This window comes from Flagellimonas marina (assembly GCF_042651185.1).
Lineage (GTDB): Bacteria > Bacteroidota > Bacteroidia > Flavobacteriales > Flavobacteriaceae > Flagellimonas > Flagellimonas marina.
The window spans coordinates 53,512-74,162 of sequence record NZ_JBHSCL010000002.1 but is presented as its reverse complement, the minus strand read 5'-3'; the positions used below and the strand labels follow the sequence as shown (position 1 = coordinate 74,162).

The 20,651-nt window shown below is 41.3% G+C and carries 18 protein-coding genes and 1 tRNA gene; 15 read left to right on the top strand and 4 right to left on the bottom strand.

Annotated elements, in window-relative coordinates; all coding sequences use genetic code 11:
* The first annotated feature begins 62 nt into the window (after window positions 1-62).
* The 11 genes from mraY to ACFOWS_RS00445 all read left to right on the top strand — a co-directional run bounded on the left by mraY (window position 63) and on the right by ACFOWS_RS00445 (window position 13,239).
* Window positions 63-1,283 carry a phospho-N-acetylmuramoyl-pentapeptide-transferase gene (gene mraY, locus ACFOWS_RS00495; protein WP_379761934.1) on the top strand — a complete coding sequence of 407 codons (1,221 nt, stop codon included), beginning with the start codon at window positions 63-65 and terminating at the stop codon, window positions 1,281-1,283.
* Entirely contained in the window at window positions 1,284-2,618 is a 1,335-nt protein-coding gene (gene murD / locus ACFOWS_RS00490) for a UDP-N-acetylmuramoyl-L-alanine--D-glutamate ligase (RefSeq protein WP_379761932.1), read from the top strand. It abuts the gene before it with no gap.
* 12 nt (window positions 2,619-2,630) lie between these two features.
* Window positions 2,631-3,836, top strand: a complete 1,206-nt coding sequence (locus ACFOWS_RS00485) for an FtsW/RodA/SpoVE family cell cycle protein (RefSeq protein ID WP_379761931.1) — start codon at window positions 2,631-2,633, stop codon at window positions 3,834-3,836.
* A complete protein-coding gene (gene murG, locus ACFOWS_RS00480; RefSeq protein WP_379761930.1) occupies window positions 3,823-4,914 on the top strand; it encodes an undecaprenyldiphospho-muramoylpentapeptide beta-N-acetylglucosaminyltransferase in 1,092 nt (363 codons plus the stop codon). The genes ACFOWS_RS00485 and murG overlap by 14 nt, the downstream gene beginning before the upstream one ends.
* Before the next feature lie 124 nt (window positions 4,915-5,038).
* A complete protein-coding gene (murC, locus tag ACFOWS_RS00475) occupies window positions 5,039-6,388 on the top strand; it encodes a UDP-N-acetylmuramate--L-alanine ligase (RefSeq protein WP_379761929.1) in 1,350 nt (449 codons plus the stop codon).
* Window positions 6,378-7,097 (top strand): cell division protein FtsQ/DivIB, encoded by a 720-nt coding sequence (locus ACFOWS_RS00470; RefSeq protein WP_379761928.1) that lies wholly within the window; start codon window positions 6,378-6,380, stop codon window positions 7,095-7,097. The genes murC and ACFOWS_RS00470 overlap by 11 nt, the downstream gene beginning before the upstream one ends.
* 3 nt (window positions 7,098-7,100) lie before the next feature.
* Window positions 7,101-8,426, top strand: a complete 1,326-nt coding sequence (gene ftsA, locus ACFOWS_RS00465; RefSeq protein ID WP_366584656.1) for a cell division protein FtsA — start codon at window positions 7,101-7,103, stop codon at window positions 8,424-8,426.
* A 47-nt stretch (window positions 8,427-8,473) separates the two neighbouring features.
* Complete coding sequence (gene ftsZ, locus ACFOWS_RS00460; RefSeq protein ID WP_379761927.1) at window positions 8,474-10,462, top strand: cell division protein FtsZ; 1,989 nt, start codon at window positions 8,474-8,476, stop codon at window positions 10,460-10,462.
* A gap of 101 nt (window positions 10,463-10,563) precedes the next feature.
* Window positions 10,564-11,013, top strand: coding sequence for a GatB/YqeY domain-containing protein (locus tag ACFOWS_RS00455; protein ID WP_379761926.1), 450 nt, complete (start codon window positions 10,564-10,566; stop codon window positions 11,011-11,013).
* Window positions 11,014-11,022: 9 nt separating this feature from the next.
* A tRNA-Arg gene (locus ACFOWS_RS00450) sits at window positions 11,023-11,096 on the top strand.
* Window positions 11,097-11,379: 283 nt separating this feature from the next.
* Complete coding sequence (locus ACFOWS_RS00445) at window positions 11,380-13,239, top strand: AAA family ATPase (protein ID WP_379761924.1); 1,860 nt, start codon at window positions 11,380-11,382, stop codon at window positions 13,237-13,239.
* Between the two features lie 59 nt (window positions 13,240-13,298).
* Here ACFOWS_RS00445 and ACFOWS_RS00440 read toward each other — a convergent pair whose 3' ends face one another.
* Complete coding sequence (locus ACFOWS_RS00440) at window positions 13,299-14,606, bottom strand: AGE family epimerase/isomerase (protein ID WP_379761922.1); 1,308 nt, start codon at window positions 14,604-14,606, stop codon at window positions 13,299-13,301.
* A 204-nt stretch (window positions 14,607-14,810) separates the two neighbouring features.
* On the opposite strand from ACFOWS_RS00440, the gene ACFOWS_RS00435 reads away from it, so the two are divergent.
* The 4 genes from ACFOWS_RS00435 (at window position 14,811) to ACFOWS_RS00420 (ending at window position 17,636) form a co-directional block, all read left to right on the top strand.
* Window positions 14,811-15,254 carry a YHS domain-containing (seleno)protein gene (locus tag ACFOWS_RS00435; RefSeq protein ID WP_379761921.1) on the top strand — a complete coding sequence of 148 codons (444 nt, stop codon included), beginning with the start codon at window positions 14,811-14,813 and terminating at the stop codon, window positions 15,252-15,254.
* A 140-nt stretch (window positions 15,255-15,394) separates the two neighbouring features.
* Window positions 15,395-15,880 carry a DinB family protein gene (locus ACFOWS_RS00430; RefSeq protein WP_379761919.1) on the top strand — a complete coding sequence of 162 codons (486 nt, stop codon included), beginning with the start codon at window positions 15,395-15,397 and terminating at the stop codon, window positions 15,878-15,880.
* Window positions 15,868-16,596 (top strand): NRDE family protein, encoded by a 729-nt coding sequence (locus ACFOWS_RS00425; RefSeq protein ID WP_379761918.1) that lies wholly within the window; start codon window positions 15,868-15,870, stop codon window positions 16,594-16,596. The genes ACFOWS_RS00430 and ACFOWS_RS00425 overlap by 13 nt, the downstream gene beginning before the upstream one ends.
* Window positions 16,593-17,636: a D-alanine--D-alanine ligase gene (locus ACFOWS_RS00420; protein ID WP_379761917.1), complete on the top strand. Its 1,044-nt coding sequence runs from the start codon at window positions 16,593-16,595 to the stop codon at window positions 17,634-17,636. The genes ACFOWS_RS00425 and ACFOWS_RS00420 overlap by 4 nt, the downstream gene beginning before the upstream one ends.
* Window positions 17,637-18,164: 528 nt before the next feature.
* Here the strand turns inward: ACFOWS_RS00420 and ACFOWS_RS00415 are convergent.
* The 3 genes from ACFOWS_RS00415 to rpe are packed head-to-tail and all read right to left on the bottom strand — an operon-like array spanning window position 18,165 to window position 20,603.
* Window positions 18,165-18,914 (bottom strand): hypothetical protein, encoded by a 750-nt coding sequence (locus ACFOWS_RS00415; protein ID WP_379761916.1) that lies wholly within the window; start codon window positions 18,912-18,914, stop codon window positions 18,165-18,167.
* 43 nt (window positions 18,915-18,957) lie between these two features.
* Window positions 18,958-19,944: a YpdA family putative bacillithiol disulfide reductase gene (locus tag ACFOWS_RS00410; RefSeq protein WP_379761915.1), complete on the bottom strand. Its 987-nt coding sequence runs from the start codon at window positions 19,942-19,944 to the stop codon at window positions 18,958-18,960.
* A complete protein-coding gene (rpe, locus tag ACFOWS_RS00405; RefSeq protein WP_379761913.1) occupies window positions 19,944-20,603 on the bottom strand; it encodes a ribulose-phosphate 3-epimerase in 660 nt (219 codons plus the stop codon). Before rpe ends, ACFOWS_RS00410 begins: the two co-directional genes overlap by 1 nt.
* Window positions 20,604-20,651: the final 48 nt, after the last annotated feature.

The following is a 20,651-nucleotide window of genomic DNA, read 5'->3' as shown; positions in this document are numbered from 1 at the left end:
TATATCCTATGTCTTGAGTCTTGATTCTTACGTCTTGTTTCTTAACTATTAAGGCAAAAGGGATGCTGTACTACTTGTTCGAATATTTAGAGAAACAATACCAACTGCCGGGAGCGGGACTTTTTCAGTTCTATACTTTTAGGGCGGGCATGTCGGTCTTGTTGTCTCTTTTGATAGCCATGGTCTACGGAAAGCGTATTATCCTGTTTTTGCAGAAGAAGCAGATAGGGGAAACAGTGCGCAATTTGGGGTTGGAAGGTCAGGAGCAGAAAGCGGGTACGCCTACTATGGGGGGATTGATCATTATCTGGTCTACCCTGATTCCAGTTTTGCTCTTTGCTGATGTGGAGAACATTTACATTATTCTGTTAATTATTACTACGGTTTGGATGGGCATCATCGGATTTGTCGATGATTACATCAAGATTTTCAAAAAAGATAAAAAAGGATTAAAAGGCCGGTTCAAGGTTGCTGGCCAGGTAGTTTTGGGACTGATTGTGGGGGCAACACTCTACTTTCATCCAGAAGTGACCATTAAAGAAAAGGATACCACCCGAATCACGGAAGATTTTCAAGTAGAGCGCGTATTTGGTGAAGAGACCAAAGCGGTCCGAACCAATGTACCCTTCTTCAAGAACAATGAGCTGGATTATTCCGAGTTGATTTCTTGGATGGGTGATGGAATGGTAGACTATGCGTGGTTGATTTTCATCCCAGTGGTGATTTTTATCATAACCGCAGTCTCCAACGGAGCCAATCTTACCGATGGTATTGATGGATTGGCTGCAGGTTCTTCAGCTATCATTGTGCTCACCCTGGGGATTTTTGCTTGGGTTTCCGGGAATATTCAATTTTCAAATTATCTGGACATTTTTTACCTCCCCAGAGTGGGGGAATTGGTGGTGTTCATAGCCGCTTTCGTAGGGGCCTTGGTTGGGTTTTTATGGTACAATGCCTATCCGGCGCAAGTATTTATGGGAGACACCGGAAGTTTGACCATTGGTGGTGTAATCGCCGTCATTGCCATTATTGTCAGGAAGGAATTGTTGATTCCCATTCTGTGCGGAATCTTCTTTGCGGAGTCATTATCAGTTATGATTCAGGTGGGGTACTTCAAGCGTACCAAAAAGAAATATGGTGAAGGAAAGCGCATTTTTTTGATGGCGCCTTTGCATCATCATTATCAGAAGAAATTATATCACGAGAGCAAAATAGTGACCCGGTTTTGGATCATTGGAATTTTACTGGCAATCATCAGTATTGTCACCCTTAAAATTCGATAGATGGCGCGCTTGGTGATACTTGGAGGAGGAGAAAGTGGTGTGGGAACCGCCATTTTGGGACAGAAAGAAGGATTTGAGGTCTTTGTTTCGGACAAAGGCGAGATCAAAGAAAAATACATAGAAGTTCTTGAACATTTTGAGATTGAATGGGAGTCCGGTCAACATACCGAGTCCAAAATCATGAATGCCGATGTGGTTATGAAAAGTCCTGGCATTCCGGATAAGCTGCAGTTGGTAAAAGCCCTTGTTGAAAAAGGCATTTCGGTGATTTCAGAGATTGAGTTTGCATCAAAATATACAGAAGCCACCTTAATTGGAATCACAGGGAGCAATGGCAAGACCACCACTACCATGCTTACCTACCACCTTTTAAAAGATGGGGGTTTGAACGTGGGAATGGCGGGGAACATCGGTGATAGCTATGCAAAAATGGTGGCTGAGCAAGATTTTGACCAGTATGTGTTGGAAATCAGCAGCTTTCAGTTGGATGGGATTGTGGATTTTAAACCCCATATCGCCATACTGACGAACATTACGCCGGATCACTTGGATCGCTATGAGTACAAGTTTGAAAACTACATCGCATCCAAATTCCGTATCGCCATGAATCAGGATGAAAACGATTACCTGATCTATGACGCTGATGATGAAGTGATGCTAGAATGGTTAAAAGAGCACCCAGTTCAATCCAAATTGATTCCATTTTCAGTAAAGCAAAAGCTGAACGAGGGAGCTTGGTTGGAAGACGATAAAATAAAAATAGAAATAGAACAAAAAACCTTGGAAATGAGTACAGATATTTTGGCCTTGGAAGGGCAGCACAACGTAAAGAACACCATGGCAGCTAGTATGGCGGCGTTGTTGGTGAAGGTCAGGAAGGAGACGATTCGCCAGAGTATCCAGTCGTTTCAAGGGGTGCCCCATAGATTGGAGAAGGTGTTGAAAATCAATCATGTGGAGTATATCAACGACTCCAAAGCAACCAACGTCAATGCTACATTCTATGCCTTGGATGGGATTAAAAAACCCATTGTTTGGATAGTTGGAGGTGTTGATAAGGGCAATAATTATGCAGAATTGATGCCTTTGGTTCGGGAAAAGGTAAAGGCCATTGTCTGTTTGGGCATGGACAATTCCAAGTTGATAGAAGCCTTTGGCAATGTCATTGATCTGATGGTGGAGACCTATTCCATGGAAGAAGCGGTGAAGGTGGCCTATAAAATTGCCGAACGCGGTGACTCAGTTTTGTTGTCTCCCGCTTGTGCCAGTTTTGACCTTTTCCAGAATTATGAGGATCGCGGAGATCAATTTAAAACAGCAGTAAAAAACCTATAAAAAGCAGTAGAAATGTTGTCAGTGTTCAAAAATTTGAAAGGAGACAAAGCCATTTGGGGTGTTGTGGCCCTCTTGGCTCTTTTCTCATTTTTGCCTGTCTATAGTGCAAGCACCAATTTGGTCTACGTAAATGACGATGGCACCACACTTGGTCATTTGGTAAAGCATGCTGTGCTCTTGTTCTTGGGGTTCGGGATTATTTATGCTGTGCATCGCATCCCTACCCACTATTTTAAAGGACTGTCCATCATTGCCATGCCCATTGTATTGCTTTTGTTGGCCTACACCTTGACCGTGGAAACGGAGATTGGTGGGGTTACAGCCAATCGATGGATTAAGATTCCGTTTGTTGGAGTCAATTTCCAGACATCTACTTTGGCCTCGGTGGTCTTAATGATTTGGATTGCTCGCTATTTGACCAAGATTAAGGATGTGCAAATCACTTTTAAGGAGAGCATATTACCGCTCTGGTTGCCTACGGCACTCGTAGTATTGTTGATTTTACCCGAAAACTTTTCAACGGCAGCCATAATCTGTTTTTTGGTGTTGGTGCTTTGCTTTTTGGGCGGATACCCTTTAAAATATTTGTTCTCCATGGTTGGAGTGGGCATTGTGCTGGCAGGAATGTTTCTGTTTGTGCTTTTCAAAGCCCCGGACGTATTGCCGGATAGGGCGGGAACTTGGAAATCAAGGATAGAAACCTTCATTCATCCAGAGCAAGCCGATAAAGACGATTTGCATCAATTAACCTTGGCACAAATTGCCATAGCTGAAGGTGGAATCGTAGGGAAAGGAGCTGGAAAGAGCGTAATGAAAAACCTGTTGTCCCAAAGTACATCAGATTTCATTTTTGCCATCATCATTGAGGAATATGGATTGTTGGGAGGAGGAGCATTATTGTTTTTCTATTTGTTGTTGCTCTTCAGGATTGTGGTGGTGGCCCATTCGGCCAAGACGGTTTTTTCAAAATTATTGGTGATAGGGGTGGGATTGCCCATCGTGTTTCAAGCCTTCATCAATATGGCGGTGGTGGTGCAATTGTTTCCCGTAACGGGTCAGCCGTTACCATTAATCAGTATGGGCGGGACATCAATATGGATGACCTGTATGGCTATCGGAATTGTGCTGAGCGCCAGCAACAAAAAAGAGAATTTGGAGGAGCAATCCTATGACATAGATGAGACCAATCCTTTAGAAGTACTGAGTGGACAAATTTAGGTTTATACTTTCTGGAGGAGGTACCGGAGGACATATTTATCCGGCCATTGCCATCGCTAATGAATTGAAAAGTAGGCACCCAAACGCCGAGTTTTTGTTCGTGGGTGCGAAGGATAAAATGGAGATGGAAAAAGTACCACAGGCTGGTTACGAAATAAAAGGCTTGTGGATAAGTGGAATACAACGGAAACTGACATTGAAAAATCTCATGTTTCCCTTTAAACTGATGAGTAGTTTGTTACGAGCACGCAAAATAGTGAAGCAATTTCAACCTGATGTCGCCATTGGGACGGGAGGTTTTGCTAGTGGTCCGTTATTACGAATGGCCGCTAGTGCAGGAATTCCATGTGTGCTCCAAGAACAGAATTCCTTTGCGGGAATCACCAACAAGCTATTGGCCGGAAAAGCCGAGAAAATATGTGTGGCCTATGACGGAATGGAGCGGTTTTTTCCAAAGGAAAAGATAGTGAAAACTGGAAACCCCATCCGCATGGATTTAGTGGATTTGAAATCTACCACAAAGGAAGCTGTTGATTTTTTCGGTTTGGATGAAAGCAAGAAAACCGTCTTGATTCTGGGTGGAAGTTTAGGAGCGCGACGTATCAACCAATTGATAGAAAAGGAACTGCACTTTTTTGAGACCATGGGATTGCAAGTGCTTTGGCAGTGTGGTAAACTCTATTATGATGAGTACAAAAAGCATGAATCTGGTTCTGTAAAGGTGTTGGCTTTTGTCAACCGGATGGATTTGGCCTACACTGCAGGGGATGTCATTATTTCCCGTGCTGGAGCAGGTTCCGTTTCGGAATTGTGTTTGGTGGGCAAACCGGTGATTTTCATCCCATCGCCCAATGTGGCTGAGGACCATCAGACCCAAAATGCAAAAGCCTTGGTGGCCAAAGATGCCGCGATCATGTTGCGGGAAACCGAACTGGACACAGCCTTTGAAAAAAGTTTTACCAAATTGATGGATTCCGAAGCGCTTCAAAATAAGCTCGGAACCAACATAAAAAAAATGGCCATGCCCAAAGCCACGGAACATATTGTAGATGAAATTGAAAAATTATTGAAAGTATAATGGTACAAATGAGTATTCAAAATTTGAAAGTATGTCACCTTGAGCGCAGTCGAAAGGTGCTTGCTGTGATGGATTTTGTTTTTCCCGAAAGTTTTCGGGACGCTCGAACTGACAATCCATAGAAATGAATATAAAGGACATCCATAGCGTCTATTTTATCGGTATAGGAGGGATTGGTATGTCCGCCTTGGCCCGATATTTCCACTTTATCGGAAAACCAGTGGCTGGCTATGATAAAACCCCGACCCCAATCACAGAGGGGTTGTTGGAGAAGGGTGTTTTGGTTCACTTTGAGGACAATGTGAATACAATTCCACAGACTTTCAAACAAGCTGGAACTCTTGTAGTGTACACTCCCGCAGTACCTGCCACTCATTCCGAATTACAATTTTTCAAAAACAACGGTTTTGAGATTAAAAAACGTTCCGAAGTGCTGGGCATCATCACAAAAGACAGCTATTGTCTTGCCGTGGCGGGAACACATGGTAAAACGACCACATCGTGCATTTTGGCCCATTTGATGAAGGCATGTAACATGCCCTTCACTGCATTTTTGGGTGGCGTTTCGGAGGATTTCAACAGCAATTTTGTGTTGGAAGGCACTGAGTATTCGGTGGTGGAAGCAGATGAGTTTGATCGTTCCTTTTTGCGGCTTTCGCCCAATGTAGCTTGTATCACTTCCATGGATGCCGACCATTTGGACATTTATGGCACCAAAGAAGAGTTGCAACAGTCCTTCAAGGATTTCGCTGGAAAAATAAAACGGGGCGGAACGCTTTTCGTGAAAAAAGGACTTCCATTGGATGGAATAACCTTTGGAATAGAAGATGGTTCGGACTACCGAATTGAACATATTGAAGTTGAACAAGGAACCTACGTATTTGATTTAGTAACGCCTTCGGAGGTATTGAAACAAGTGCGTTTCAACAAACCCGGAAGGCATAATTTGCTCAATGGACTAGCTGCTTTTGCAATGGCGGTGCAAACTGGCTGCCCACCACACCGCCTTGCTGAGGCTTTGGCTAGTTTTAAGGGAGTGCAACGTAGATTTTCGTATCAGATTAAGGAAAAGGACTTTGTCTTTATTGATGATTATGCACATCATCCGGCTGAGATTGATGCGGTTCATCAAGCCATTCGCGAAGTGCATCCCGGTGAAAAAATCACGGTGATTTTTCAACCACATTTGTTTTCTCGGACTCGGGATTTTGCCGATGAATTTGCGGAGAGTCTTTCACAGTTTGATATGATTTTATTGCTTGAAATATATCCAGCCAGAGAAGAACCTATCGAAGGGATTACCTCAGAATGGCTATTGGAAAAAATAGAAAATCCCCACAAAAAATTGATTTCCAAATCGGAATTAATTAAAGAAATAAAACAATGTAAAACAGGAGTTTTGGTGGCTTTGGGAGCAGGAGACATTGGAATGGAAGTGCCAAAAATCAAAAAAGAATTGGCTTATGCGAGTTAATTGGGACTACATAAAGTTGGTTTGCTTGTCCGTGGCTGTGGTGGGGCTTTACGGTTTTGCCGATCAGCGTAGCAAACAGAAAAAAGTGGACGGAATCACCGTTAAATTTGTGGGTGACAACAACTTGTATATCACCGAGGAAGCGGTTAATAAATTGTTAATACAAAATTACGGACCTGTAAAAAATAGGGACAAAGAACAGTTAGTTTTGAATACCATAGAGGAGGTAATCCAATCCAATGCTATGGTTAAAAACGCCCAAGTCTATCTTACTGTAAACGGGGAGCTTATCTCCAAAATTGTTCAGCGTAAACCGATTGGGAGAGTAGAGGGAATCTCTAAATTTTATTTGGATGATTTGGGAGAACGCATGCCTTTGTCAAAGCACCATTCGGCCAGGGTACCCATCATTACAGGTGAGGTAACGGGGAAAACCTTGGAGGATGCTTATGTTATTTTGAACTATATCAATGGAGATGATTTTCTTCGGAAAAACGTCATAGGCATACACATTGTGAAGGAAGGCAAGTACCAGTTAAGATTCCGAATGGAAAATTTTGTGGTCAATTTGGGAGGAGTGGAAAACCTCAATGAGAAGTTCAAAAATTTTATGGCTTTTTATGCGAAGGCATCAAAAGATTTGTCTTTGTCAGATTATGCAATAGTGAGTTTAGAGTTCAGCAATCAAGTGGTTTGCACCAAAATATAACGTATGGAACAGGGTAATTATTCAGTTGGATTGGATATTGGAACTACCAAAATTGTCGCAATCATTGGTAGGGAAAATGAGTATGGGAAAATAGAGATTTTAGGAACTGGCAAGTCCAAAAGTCTGGGTGTGCACCGTGGAGTGGTCAACAATATTACACAGACCATTTCCTCTATCCAGCAAGCTGTGGAGCAAGCCGAGGTCAACTCGGGCTTAAAAATTGGTTCCGTAGTGGTGGGTATTGCAGGACAACACATAAGAAGCCTTCACCATAGCGATTATATCACCCGACCCGATTCGGAAGAAGTTATCAACAATGAAGATTTGGACCGACTTTGTAATCAGGTCTACAAATTGGTGATGCTTCCCGGTGAGGAAATCATCCACGTGTTACCACAGGAATACAAAGTGGATGGTCAAACTGAGATTAAGCAACCCAAAGGAATGTACGGTGGCCGTTTGGAAGCCAACTTCCACGTAGTGGTGGGACAGGTATCCTCCATCAAAAACATTGGAAGATGTATTAAAAGTGCCGGATTGGACTTGGGCAACATCACTCTTGAACCCTTGGCATCTGCCGATGCAGTTTTGAGTCAGGAAGAAAAAGAGGCTGGTGTGGCCTTGATTGATATAGGAGGTGGAACCACGGATTTGGCCATTTTTAAGGATGGTATTATTCGGCACACCGCTGTTATCCCATTTGGGGGTAATGTCATCACAGAAGATATTAAGGAAGGCTGTTCCATTATCGAAAAACAGGCCGAACTGCTCAAAATAAAATTTGGTTCCGCATGGCCCGGGGAAAATAAGGACAATGAGATTGTTTCCATCCCAGGACTTCGTGGTCGTGAACCGAAAGAAATCACATTGAAGAATCTTTCCAAAATCATACATGCCAGAGTGGTGGAGATTGTGGAACAGGTGTATGTTGAAATTAAGAACTATGGTCACGAAGAGCAAAAGAAAAAACTGATTGCAGGGATTGTTTTGACTGGAGGTGGAAGCCAGTTGAAGCATTTGAAACAGTTGGTGGAATACATCACTGGAATGGATACCCGTATCGGCTACCCCAATGAACATTTGGCAGGCGATTCAGATGAAGAAGTGGCCAGTCCACTATATGCAACCGCAGTGGGTCTTTTGATGAATGCTTTGGAATCTACTGGCAATCAAGTCGTCAATGAAGAGGAACAAATCCCTGAAGAAGAAAAGGTATTGGTGGGCCAAGAAGCAACCCAAAGCCATACAATGTCTTCCGATAAAGAACGAAAATCAATATTTGACAAATGGTCCGAAAAATTGAAAGATTTTTTGGATAACGCAGAATAACCCCATACTAAGCACAATAATAACCCCGTAAAAGAAACAGAACTGTCATGAGTAAGAACGCCGAATTTGATAACATCGCTTTTGATCTTCCCAAAAACAAAAGCAACGTAATAAAAGTAATCGGAGTTGGAGGTGGAGGAAGCAATGCCATCAATCACATGTTCCAAGCAGGAATTAATGGAGTGGACTTCGTAATCTGTAACACAGATGCACAAGCCCTACAAAATAGCCCGGTACCCAATAAAATTCAATTGGGGGTGTCCTTGACTGAGGGACTTGGTGCAGGAGCAAATCCAGAGATTGGGGAACAGGCAGCTTTGGAAAGCATGGAAGACATCAAAGGTATGTTGGAACACACTACCAAAATGGCCTTTATTACTGCAGGTATGGGCGGTGGAACGGGAACTGGTGCAGCTCCTGTGATAGCGAAATTGGCCAAGGAAATGGATGTGCTTACCGTGGGGATTGTTACCATTCCCTTTCAATTTGAAGGCGCCATGCGAAACAAACAGGCGCAATTAGGGATAGAAAAATTGCGGGCCAACGTGGATTCGTTGATTGTGATCAACAATAATAAACTGCGGGAAGTTTACGGTAATCTTGGGTTTAAAGCCGGATTCTCCAAGGCGGATGAAGTTTTGGCCACTGCTGCACGGGGAATAGCAGAGGTAATTACGCATCACTATACACAAAATATTGACCTTAGGGATGCCAAAACGGTACTTTCAAATAGTGGCACGGCCATTATGGGCTCTGCAACTGCTACGGGTTCTGCTAGGGCTAATGAAGCTATCATGAAAGCCTTGGATTCGCCATTGTTAAATGATAATAAAATCAACGGTGCCAAGAATGTGCTGCTTTTGATTGTTTCGGGTTCACAAGAAATTACGATTGATGAAATCGGGGAAATCAATGATCATATCCAAATTGAAGCTGGTCATGGTGCCAATATCATTATGGGTGTGGGTGAAGATGAAAGTTTGGGTGAAGCCATTGCGGTTACAGTTATTGCAACCGGTTTTAATGTGGATCAGCAGGATGACATTGTCAATACTGAATCCAAAAAGGTGTTTTATACTTTGGAGGACGAGCAGACTGCGGAGCAGGATTTGACCCCTGAAGCTACTTCTGTTCAAGAGGTAAAAATTGAAAAAGAACCTGTACAACCACAAGAGCCTACCATAGTAAAGCACACTTTGGAGACTCAGGAAGAAGATGATATTGAGCCTAAGGCAAAGGTACAGCCTCAGGTGCAGAAAGAACCTGAGTCGGATTTAATTCCAACATCAAGCTATATCCGAAACTTTAATGTGTTCTATGAGGAAGTAGTTCCAGAATATGTAGAGGACGATTTCATCATTATCGAGGCAAAGAACATCATTAATGACATTGAGGTGATTGATCCTGAGGTGGTTTCGCCAACTGCAAAGGAAGACCAGTTTACCTTGAGCTTTGATATGCCTTTGAACAATGAAACAGAGACAGAGGAAGATGAAAAGGAACACACGGTTACCTTCAATTTAGATGATGGCATTGGCGATGTTGATGTCAATGAATATGTAGAGGTTAAGCCCGTTTTGGAATACAAGAAGGAAGGAGAGACCCGCTACAATTTGGAAGAGTACATGGAGCTTGAGAACAAGCTTACCGGTGCAAAATCGAAAGCAGAGACCCATGAGCCCAAATTGGTGGAAAATGAGTTGGTTTTTGAGAAAAAGACCATCAAAATGGAGGCTTCCAATCAGGGTGAAGGTGACTCAAATAGTATGGACCCGTTCAACAGTTCCATCAGTGAATTATTGAAGGAACGCGCTGATGAGCGTCGCAAAAAACTGAAAAACTTCAATTACAAGTTCCAAAACAATAGGAACAGTATTGACGAGATAGAGAAACAACCTGCTTACAAGCGACAAGGAGTGGACTTAAACGACGTTCCTAAAGAGCAAAAAGTATCCAGGACTACATTGAGTGAGGACAGCAACGATGATTTACAACTGCGTTCCAACAACTCTTTTTTGCACGATAATGTTGATTAGTAGTGTTTAAATTGAAATCCATTTTTAATGGAAAGCATAAGCCCGATTGTTAAGAGACTTTCGGGTTTATTTTTTATCTTCGCAGCCCAAAATATTCAGAAATGGATTTGCAGGAAAAAGTAATGGCGGAAATGAAAGCTGCGATGAAAGCCAAGGACACGGTTGCTTTGGAATCATTGAGGGCAATCAAGTCTGCCATTTTGTTGGCAAAAACGGAAAAAGTTGGTACGAAACTGTCCGAAGAAGATGAAATCAAACTCGTTCAAAAATTGGTAAAACAACGAAAGGACAGTGCAGCTATCTATCAGCAGCAAGGCCGCGAAGATTTGGCGGAACCAGAATTGGCTCAGGTAGCCGTAATTGAAAAGTTTTTGCCAGAACAGCTTACAGAGGAAGAGATTGAAAAAGTGGTAGTACAGACCATCGATTCCATCGGAGCTTCTGGAATGCAGGATATGGGGAAAGTCATGGGGATTGTCTCCAAGGAATTGGCAGGACAAGCGGATGGGAAGACTATTTCCAGCATCGTTAAGGCAAAATTAAGTTCATAAAGTAATAGCGGCCCAGTAGTTCAACTGGATAGAATATCAGATTTCGGCTCTGAGGGTTGGGGGTTCGAATCCTCCCTGGGTCACTACAATTGTAAGCCTGTAACTTATAAGTTACGGGCTTTTCTTTTTTACTGACATCTAAACGCAAAAAAATATAGTAATTAGAAAAGGACTAAGTATTTCTTCCTATTATAATTTAATTGATGGGTACAATTCTAGATTGATTTTGCCATAAAGTAAGGATAAGTTATTTTTAGTGTTGATTAGTAATTTAAGAATCATTTCTTTAAAGTTGGTTTAACCAGCCATAATTATATAGTTCCCCCCTTTAAAAACTAAAATTTAAACTTTCCTTATAAGGGCCTTATGGTAGGAGCAATTCACATAGACAAAAAAAAGAATCCCCAATTTGATTTTAAGGATGCTAATGAAGTTGTCTCCGGAGTAGGACATTTAAATATTTTGGTAGGAACAAATAATTCTGGAAAGAGTAGGCTATTACGAACTTTGGCCACAAATAATAATACTGTTACTTTTCTTGCCAAGGAAATTGATGACTCAAGAAGCTCTGAGATTAGACAAGAGGTCTATCGAAAATACAATTCATTGGTATCGACATACCGGAATGAGGGTTTTGTTTTTCATGAAGAATACAACTTTACTAAGGAGATTTTGGACACTGATCCTACAGATTATTTAAGGATTTTGGAGATTGTCGATAGATTCCCCCTAATGAATAAAGATTGGTTTCGTTCAGTTCGATCGCATAATATATCACATTTGAAAAAGGCTTTCGAGCAATTAAAGGACTCGATTCTAAGTCAGGCAAAGAGTTATGGAGATGTGGTTCCGAGCATACTTTATATTCCGGTTTTGAGAGGGCTAAGGCCAGTTCAATCAAATAGTGATGGGAGTAGTTTTATGAACACAGATTCATTTATCCTAAGAACAAAATTTGATTATTTTAGGAACAAGTCCGAGGCACCACAAATGTTCTCCGGCCTTACTATATATGATGAGATAAAAAAACTTTTGTTGGGGACAGAACAAGAAAGGTTACTTATAAATGAATTTGAAACCTTTTTATCTGTTAATATTTTTGAGTCTAAAATTACTTTGATACCGAAACATGATGAAGATGTTTTACACATAAAAATTGGTGATCAGCCACAATATGAAGTATATAATTTAGGAGATGGTTTGCAAACAATCATCTCCATTTTATTTCCAATTTTTGTAAGAAAGGACACAGAATTTTTGATATTTATTGAGGAGCCAGAGAACCATCTTCATATTCGTTGGCAAACATTATTGATAAAGGCTTTAAAAAAATTTGACAAACACAGATTTTTTATAACAACGCATTCCTCTAGGATTATTAACGACGAAGATTCTTCGGTTTTTCATTGCAAAAAGCATAATGATAAAACTATAATTTCACATGTTGTCAAAGAGAATCATAGGAAACAGATTTTAAATGAGCTAGGTTACTTACCAAGTCAAATTCTTCAAACAAACTATATACTCTGGGTAGAAGGACCTAGTGATAAAATCCTATTCAAATATTGGTTGTCCAAGTTAGATTCAAAGTTGGTTGAAGGAATTCATTATTCCATTATGTTTTTTAATGGTGAAAACTATCGTTCATTTTTGATGGGAGAAAATGAGTTTGATTTATCATTCATTAGGAGACTTAATCAAAACTTTGGGATTGTTTTAGATAGTGACCGTAAAAAAAGTGGAGAGAAATTTAACCCAAGAAAAAAGCAAATACAAGAGCTTTTTGAAGGTTCGGGTAATTTTTGCTGGTTGACTAGGTACAGAGAAGTTGAGAATTATATTCCCAAAGATATATTCGAAAAAGCTGTAGAAGTGGCACATAAAAAGATAGTGACGATCTCAGGAGACCCATTTGAGGACCGTTGTACACTTTATGATAAAACATCAAAACCTAGCTATAGTCCTAAAATTAAATTGCCAGAAGAACTATTTTCAATTATTCAAAAGAATAGGGATGGGTCAACCAAAGGAATAACAGCAAAAGATCTTCGACAAGCAATTGAAGAAGCAATAGAAAATACAAAGTCTCAAAATTTCAGAGTTAATAAAATAAAAATTGCAGGTGAAGTAGTCAAGTTAAAACCCCCAATAAAAAATTCAGAATTGAATCGGCAATTGCAGAAACTATTAACAAAAATCAGAATGGCAAACCAAGTGGTGGTTTAAGCTAATGTAGCTCAAATAAGTGCTTTTCAACTTTAAACGAACGGCCTCCCTATTTTCTTTTAGTGCCCTTTTTCCAAAGTTATGATGCAATGGGCCAACGCTCGGTAGTTATGATAGGCACTTTTCCAAATATGACCTTTGGGGTCATCTTTGGTTTCTGGTCGGGTGTCCAGTCCCCAAGCGTACCAACCGCCATGCTCCTGATCTATGAGATATGTATTGATATACTCCCAAAGTTTGTCAAAATGGGCTCGATAGTTCATGGGGTCATTTGGGAAATAGGAATCCATCAATAGTAAACTGTTCAGACCTTCGGCTTGGGTCCACCAATTTTTATGGTGATTTACAATGGTTATGGAATCCTCTCCCTTAAAATAATAGCCACCATCATAAAATCCACCGAGTTCATTGTCCCAGCCGTTTTTTAGGGAGTGGTCCACCATTTTTTTTCCTTTAGACAAGGTTTCATCAAACTGCCAATCACCAAGAACTTCGGAGGCTTCCAGCATCAAAAAAGCGGTTTCCACATCGTGTCCAAAGGTTACATGATCCTGATAATAATGGGCCGATATGGTATCCCTTGGGGCATCTTTGAACGATACAGGTGTCCAATCCCCCTCAAAATAAAGGAGCATATAGCCTTTTTCAGTAGTAAATGTATCCCTGATTAATGTCAACATTTCCTTGACACGTTCTTCTACAATGGGATCGGGCCACACCTCATAAAGCGTGGTCAAGGCTTCCAACAAGTGGATGGAACTGTTGTAATCTTTGTAACCGATATTGGAGCTTGTGGCTGTTTCTCCTGTACGTTCAACCGGGGTACCATCCATAGAAAGGGTTTGATAGTATCCCTTGTTTATGCTATCATGACTGCCTTTTTCCAACCAATTGAAGGTTTTCTTTGCAAGATCTAAAGCTTCTTCGTTTTTGGATACGTCATAATAGGCAGCCAATCCATAAATTGCGAAGGAGTTTCCATAGGCTGTTTTATTGCCTTCCAAGGGCTCACCCTCCTTAGTGACTAATGTATGGAAACCGCCATTGGTCTTATCCCACATGTGATCTCGTAAAAATTGGAATCCATGCTCGGCATTGGAGAGGTATTCCTCCTTTCGTTCGGGATTGTATTTTGCCGCTACGGCGTTGGTCCACACATGGCGTGCTTGGGTAACAATCATTTTATTCTGATTTTCACCGACCTTAAAATCGAAGGTGAGTTCGCTGTAATAGCCACCGTCAACCGTATCTACGGCCAAAGGATACCATTTGTCCAATAGTTTTTCGTACGCCGCCGTTTCCAATTCAGCAATAAGGATGTCGTTTTCAGAAACAGTGTTTTTTTTCTCTTTTGGGGAACATCCCATACACAGTGTGATAAGAAAAAGAGCAAGTGTCCAAAAGTTTTTCATGAGTTAGGTTGATATGTGCACCTTAAAGATAGGATAATCTTAATATTTTAAATATTCTTCCAGAATTCCTAAAGATTTTGTCCGAAGAATTTAAATTTTTCACCATTAATTGAAAGGAAATTGCACCCATGGGGACTAAAATTTGCAAACCCTCCGTTCATGAAAGGAATCGTATTGAGCCTATTTTTAACCACAGGTCTTTTACTGCAAGCACAATCCATTGATTATAACACCAAAAAGGGATATGCCGCCCACGGATATGACGTTGTATCCTATTTTAAGGGAAGTGCAGTAGAGGGGCTAAAGGAAATTTCAACAGAATATGATGGTGTCCAGTACAAATTCACCAATAAGGAACATCTAGAAAAGTTTAGGTCCAATCCTTCAAAATACATTCCACAATATGGTGGCTATTGCGCCTATGCCGTTGCCGTTTCGGGCAAGAAGGTGGGCATCAACCCGGAAACGTATGAGATAAGGGATGGTAAATTGTACCTTTTTTATAACAAGGGAAAAACCAACACATTGGAACTTTGGCTTAACAAATCTCCCAATACATTAAAATCCAAAGCAGATACAAACTGGGAAAAAATCAAAAATTGATAGTGTATCAAATGTATCTATACCCCCATGTATTTTAATATTTTGAGTCTACCGATTTAATGACTCTGTTTTGTGTTTTCTTTCTATCTTATGATCGTATTGATTAAAAAGCGACTAAACTATAAAATATCTTGATCACCATGTTCAAATCTTCCATAGATACCCTTGAGCAGTTTAAACAGATTCTTTTGGAACTTCCGGAGGATTGCTACGCAAAGTCGTGTGAAGTGTTATCCAATTCGAGTATTGGCCAGCACACACGCCATATCATTGAACTTTACCTTTGTCTGATTCATGGGTATAACGGTGCGGACGTCTCTTATGATCGTAGGGAGCGGAATCATCGGATAGAGAACGAACTTTCATATGCCATTGAACAGTTGAAATCGATACAAACCCAATTGGAACGACCCAACAAGCCTTTAAAGGTCACCTATGAACTGGGTGATTTGGAAACTTGTTTGGACTCCAATTACTACCGTGAAGTCATGTATAATTTGGAGCATACCATTCACCACCATGCCCTCATTAAAGTGGGCATAGAACATTTTACCACGCTTCAACTTCCAGAATCATTTGGTGTGGCCCCATCCACCATGCAACACCGTCAGACATGTGCACAGTAAGTTTTATATCACATAACGACCGTTATTTCATCACCTCAAATAGAGATGAGCATATTTCCCGCCCTTTGGCGCATAAACCTCAAGAGGAAATCATAAATGATGTAACAGTATTGTTTCCCAAGGACCCCAAGGCGGGCGGCACTTGGTTTGCCATCAATGAGTATGGAGTGGTTTCGGTTTTGCTGAATGGTGCTTATGTGAAGCATCAATCCAAGGAAAATTATGCACGGAGCAGGGGATTGGTGTTGTTGGATGTGATAGGTTCATTACATCCAGAAATGACCCTTCAAAAGATGAACTTGTACAACATTGAGCCCTTTACACTGGTATTGCTCAATGGAAGTTTGTTGGAGTTCCGATGGGATGGTAATCAAAAGTATTTTACGCCCTTGGATAAGACGCAAGACCATATTTGGTCTTCAGTGACTTTGTATGATGATGCTGTTATTGACAAAAGAGCATCCTTGTTTGATACATTTTTAAGAAAAACAACTTCAATTGAAGCTGGGGATGTGGTGGATTTTCATTCCAATAACCATGAGGATTTTGAAAACGGCTTCATCATTGACCGTAAAACGGGCCTAAAGACCTTTAGCGTAACCCAAGCTGTAATTGAACCGGGAGAAACCCTGATGCGACATATTGATTTGCTTAATGATGCGGTTTATGAGGTGCCCTTTTCTGCCAACGATTCACTTTCAGTTTCCATAAAATGAGTACTTGGAAATTAAAATGGCACAAGTTCACCCATTGGGAATACTGGCCGTTTTGGGCCATCTATTACCCTTTGTTTCCCGTGTGGCTCTTTTACTCCATTAAGGCGCGTTCCTTTTTCTTTTTTAATGCCGCAAATCCATCTATGAAAAATGGGGGAATGGCCATGGTATCCAAAATGGAAATTTATAATATGATTCCACAGCAGTATATTCCCAAAACTGTTTTTATTCCCAAAGGAGAAACTCCAGAACAAGGTTGGGAGCATATTGTTGAGGCGAAGATTTATTTTCCGTTCATAGTCAAACCGGATATTGGTATAAAAGCCTTTGGTGTTACAAAGATTCATACTAAAGATGAATTCAAAAAGTACCAACTAAGTACACCTTCTCATTTTTTAGTGCAGGAACTTATTCCCTTTACCAAGGAAGTGGGCATCTTTTACGTGCGCAAACCTGGGGCTGAAAGAGGCAAAATTACCGGAATCGTCTCCAAAGAATTTTTATCGGTAGTTGGAGATGGAAAAAGTATGGTGGTCGAATTGATCAAGAAAAATCCACGCAGCCATTTACAGTTAAAAGCGCTAGAAGAAAAGTTGGGCAAGCAATTCAACAAAGTCCTTGGCGATGGGGAAGAATTTGTTTTGGTGCCATATGGAAGCCATACCCGAGGGGCAAAGTTTGTGGACATCACTGATAAACTGAATTCCGATTTGGAAAAAGTGATAGACGGTATTTGTTCCCAGATGAAGGATTTTCATTATGGTCGTTTGGATGTCCTCCATAACTCCTTTGAAGAATTATGTGCCGGGAAAAATTTCTGTGTGATTGAAATCAATGGGGCTGGGGGTGAGGCCACCCATATTTATGACCCTAACCATTCCTTGTTTTATGCATGGCGTGAGATAACCAAACACTGGGGTCTTATGAACGAAGTGAGCATCCTCAACCATAAAAAAGGGCACTCCTACTTAAATTTTAGAAGAGGAAGGGCCATGCTTCGGCAGCATCATGCTTTGGAGGCCCAAATCAGGGTTATTTGAATATTTTGTCATTTCGGCCGAGTGAGGAACGAGCGACGAGAAATCCAAATAGGGGATTCCTCCTCATACTTCGTTCGGAATGACATTACCGGTCAAAGAGCATTGGAGCGGGGTTTTGGATGGTACAGCACACTGGGTTGAATTGGGTTTTGTCATTTCGACAGAGTGAGGAACGAGCGACGAGAAATCCGAAAGAGAAGAGATTCCTTCTCATGCTTCGTTCGGAATGACATTGCTGGTCAAAGAGCGTTGGAGCGGAGTTTTGGATGGTAAAGCACATTGTGTTGAATTAGGTTTTGTCATTTCGACAGAGTGAGGAAGGAGCGACGAGAAATCTCAAAGAGAAGAGATTCCTCCTCATGCTTCGTTCGGAATGACATTACCGGTCAAAGAGCATTGAAGCGGGGTTTTGGATGGTACAGCACACTGGGTTGAATTGGGTTTTGTCATTTCAACAGAGTAAGGAACGAGCGACGAGAAATCCAAAAAGGTGATGAGATTCTTCCTCATATGTCATTATAAACAGGCCTATTTTTTATAAGCCCCCAACGCCTCCCTAAAAAACTGCAGCCCTATTTCTTCCGTAATTTCTGATGCTGATAAAACACCTCCTTTAAATCCATTGTTATGCCATTTTCCATACGTTAAAGGTGGAAATGCCCATGTGCGTAAGCCGGTATTGCCACGATACCCACTGATGTAAAAATAGAAGTCGTCCACCATATCATCAGGAATGGCCAATCCTAACCCAATTGATTTTCCCGAACCGTCATGAAGATGGGCAAAAGCACCCGTGTCAAAATGATGAGGCCATACCCTTACATCCGATTTTAAATTTTCGGTTTCCAAAAAAGTGGTCAGTATGTTTTGGGCCAACGTTCGTATTCGGATAAGTTCCTGTGCTTCATCCTCGCTGTTCAATTCAAACGTATCTTCATTTCCCATGCTGTAGGGCAGCTTGTAATGCAGTTTGTATTCGTAAGGTTGTGTAAACTTTGAGGATTTGGCCATTTTTTTAAGCCATGCTACCACCTCTTCATGGGTTGTTCCCTTTAGGGAAAGGAATTGGGGCGTGGTGGTTTTCCATACCAGACTAAATGTCTCGTAATTTAGGGCCAATTGGGTACCTGTGTCATCCAAGGGCCACGTCAACAAACTTTTTTCAGCAGGAGAGAACTTCATGTTTGTATGGCTGTCATCCTCTTTATGAGCCAAAAAACTTTTTCCGGCAGTGGATAAATATTGGGAAGCTAAATGGAAGTGTTGGATCATTTTCATGGTGACGTGCTGTGTCCCCTGAAAATACAAAAATTAAGTGGTTTTAGGAATCCTTTTCCGCCATTTGCATCTTTTGCTTTATAGCCTTCATTATGATTGGGGCGTGGATTCGAGAATTTTCAATGAACCATTTATGGGTTTCCATTCCCCCACAGATAACTCCGGCTAAAAACAGTCCTGAGACGTTGGTCTCCATGGTTTCGGGGTCATAGGTGGGCAATCGTTTTTCATCGGCTGAAAGTTGAATGCCGAGTTTTTCTAAAAATGCAAAGTTGGGTCTATACCCTGTTAGTGCTAGCACAAAATCATTGGCAAGAGTCAGTTCACCCTCTGGAGTGTCCAGAATAATTTCATCTGGTTTGATTTCCTTTACAGTGGAATTGTAATGGGCCTTGATGCTGCCTTCCTCAATCCTGTTGATGATATCGGGTCGTACCCAATATTTCACCCGCTGACCCACTTCTGGTCCACGGATGATCAGTGTTACCTCCGCACCTTTCCGCCAACACTCCAAAGCGGCATCAATCGCAGAATTGCTAGCGCCCACAACTGCCAATTTTTGACTGGCATAAAAATGAGGGTCTTTGTAATAGTGTGAAACCTTGGGCAAGTCTTCACCTGGCACATTGATTTTGTTCGGCAAATCGTAAAACCCAGTGGCCACAATGATATTTTTGGCGTTGTATTGGTCCTTATCCGTTTCTACGGTAAAGGATTGATCACCTTTTTCAACTTGTAAAACCTTTTCAAAGAGATGGATGTTCAAATTATTAGAGGTAACAATTCTGCGATAGTATTCCAAGGCCTCGTTGCGTTTGGGCTTGGCCTCTTTGCTGATAAAGGGAATTTCATCAATCTCCAACTTTTCTGAAGAGGAGAAAAACTGCATGTTAATAGGATAATTAAACAGGGAGTTTACAATGGGTCCTTTTTCAATAATCACATAGGAAACCCCTTGCTTTTTTGCCTCCAGTCCACAGGCAATGCCAATGGGTCCACCTCCAATAATGACAACATCAAAATCTTGCATTAGGCAATCTCTTCTTTTAACTCTTTGATGGTTTGGGTTGGATTCTCACTTGAAAACACAAAATTGCCTGCTACCAAAACGTCTACGCCGGTATCCACCAATTTTTTGGCATTGGTCGCATTTACCCCGCCATCAATTTCAATGAGTGCGTTGGAATTTTTCCGTAGGATGAGATTTTTGAGGTCTGCTACCTTTTTGTATGTGTGCTCGATAAATGATTGTCCTCCAAAACCGGGGTTTACACTCATCAAATTAACGATGTCAACCTCTTGTATGATGTCTTCCAACACGTGTATGGAAGTATGCGGATTCATGGCCACTCCCGCTTTCATTCCCTCAGCTTTTATGGCTTGAAGAGTTCTGTGCAAGTGGGGACAGGCTTCGTAATGTACTGTAAGATTGTGTACTCCTAAATCTGCAAACGTTTTGATGTACCGATCAGGGTCCATGATCATCAGGTGGGTGTCCAAGGTTTTTTTAGCGTGCTTGGCAATGGCTTTTACCACGGGCATTCCAAATGAAATGTTGGGTACAAACATCCCATCCATGATATCCAAATGAAACCAATCGGCCTCACTTTGGTTCACCATTTCAATGTCGCGCTGTAAATTGGCAAAATCCGATGCCAGTAGGGAAGGTGCAATAATCTTTTTGCTCATGTAAGAATCAACTAATTCATTGCAAAGGTAGTGAAATGTTGCGCTTTA

Bases quoted from the DNA above. Each gene is read 5' to 3' on its own strand.
- mraY (WP_379761934.1), top strand. From the start codon at position 63: ATGCTGTACTACTTGTTCGAATATTTAGAGAAACAATACCAACTGCCG.
- murD (WP_379761932.1), top strand. From the start codon at position 1,284: ATGGCGCGCTTGGTGATACTTGGAGGAGGAGAAAGTGGTGTGGGAACC.
- ACFOWS_RS00485 (WP_379761931.1), top strand. From the start codon at position 2,631: ATGTTGTCAGTGTTCAAAAATTTGAAAGGAGACAAAGCCATTTGGGGT.
- murC (WP_379761929.1), top strand. From the start codon at position 5,039: ATGAATATAAAGGACATCCATAGCGTCTATTTTATCGGTATAGGAGGG.
- ACFOWS_RS00470 (WP_379761928.1), top strand. From the start codon at position 6,378: ATGCGAGTTAATTGGGACTACATAAAGTTGGTTTGCTTGTCCGTGGCT.
- ftsA (WP_366584656.1), top strand. From the start codon at position 7,101: ATGGAACAGGGTAATTATTCAGTTGGATTGGATATTGGAACTACCAAA.
- ftsZ (WP_379761927.1), top strand. From the start codon at position 8,474: ATGAGTAAGAACGCCGAATTTGATAACATCGCTTTTGATCTTCCCAAA.
- ACFOWS_RS00455 (WP_379761926.1), top strand. From the start codon at position 10,564: ATGGATTTGCAGGAAAAAGTAATGGCGGAAATGAAAGCTGCGATGAAA.
- ACFOWS_RS00445 (WP_379761924.1), top strand. From the start codon at position 11,380: ATGGTAGGAGCAATTCACATAGACAAAAAAAAGAATCCCCAATTTGAT.
- ACFOWS_RS00440 (WP_379761922.1), bottom strand. From the start codon at position 14,606: ATGGGATGTTCCCCAAAAGAGAAAAAAAACACTGTTTCTGAAAACGAC.
- ACFOWS_RS00435 (WP_379761921.1), top strand. From the start codon at position 14,811: ATGAAAGGAATCGTATTGAGCCTATTTTTAACCACAGGTCTTTTACTG.
- ACFOWS_RS00430 (WP_379761919.1), top strand. From the start codon at position 15,395: ATGTTCAAATCTTCCATAGATACCCTTGAGCAGTTTAAACAGATTCTT.
- ACFOWS_RS00425 (WP_379761918.1), top strand. From the start codon at position 15,868: ATGTGCACAGTAAGTTTTATATCACATAACGACCGTTATTTCATCACC.
- ACFOWS_RS00420 (WP_379761917.1), top strand. From the start codon at position 16,593: ATGAGTACTTGGAAATTAAAATGGCACAAGTTCACCCATTGGGAATAC.
- ACFOWS_RS00415 (WP_379761916.1), bottom strand. From the start codon at position 18,914: ATGAAAATGATCCAACACTTCCATTTAGCTTCCCAATATTTATCCACT.
- ACFOWS_RS00410 (WP_379761915.1), bottom strand. From the start codon at position 19,944: ATGCAAGATTTTGATGTTGTCATTATTGGAGGTGGACCCATTGGCATT.
- rpe (WP_379761913.1), bottom strand. From the start codon at position 20,603: ATGAGCAAAAAGATTATTGCACCTTCCCTACTGGCATCGGATTTTGCC.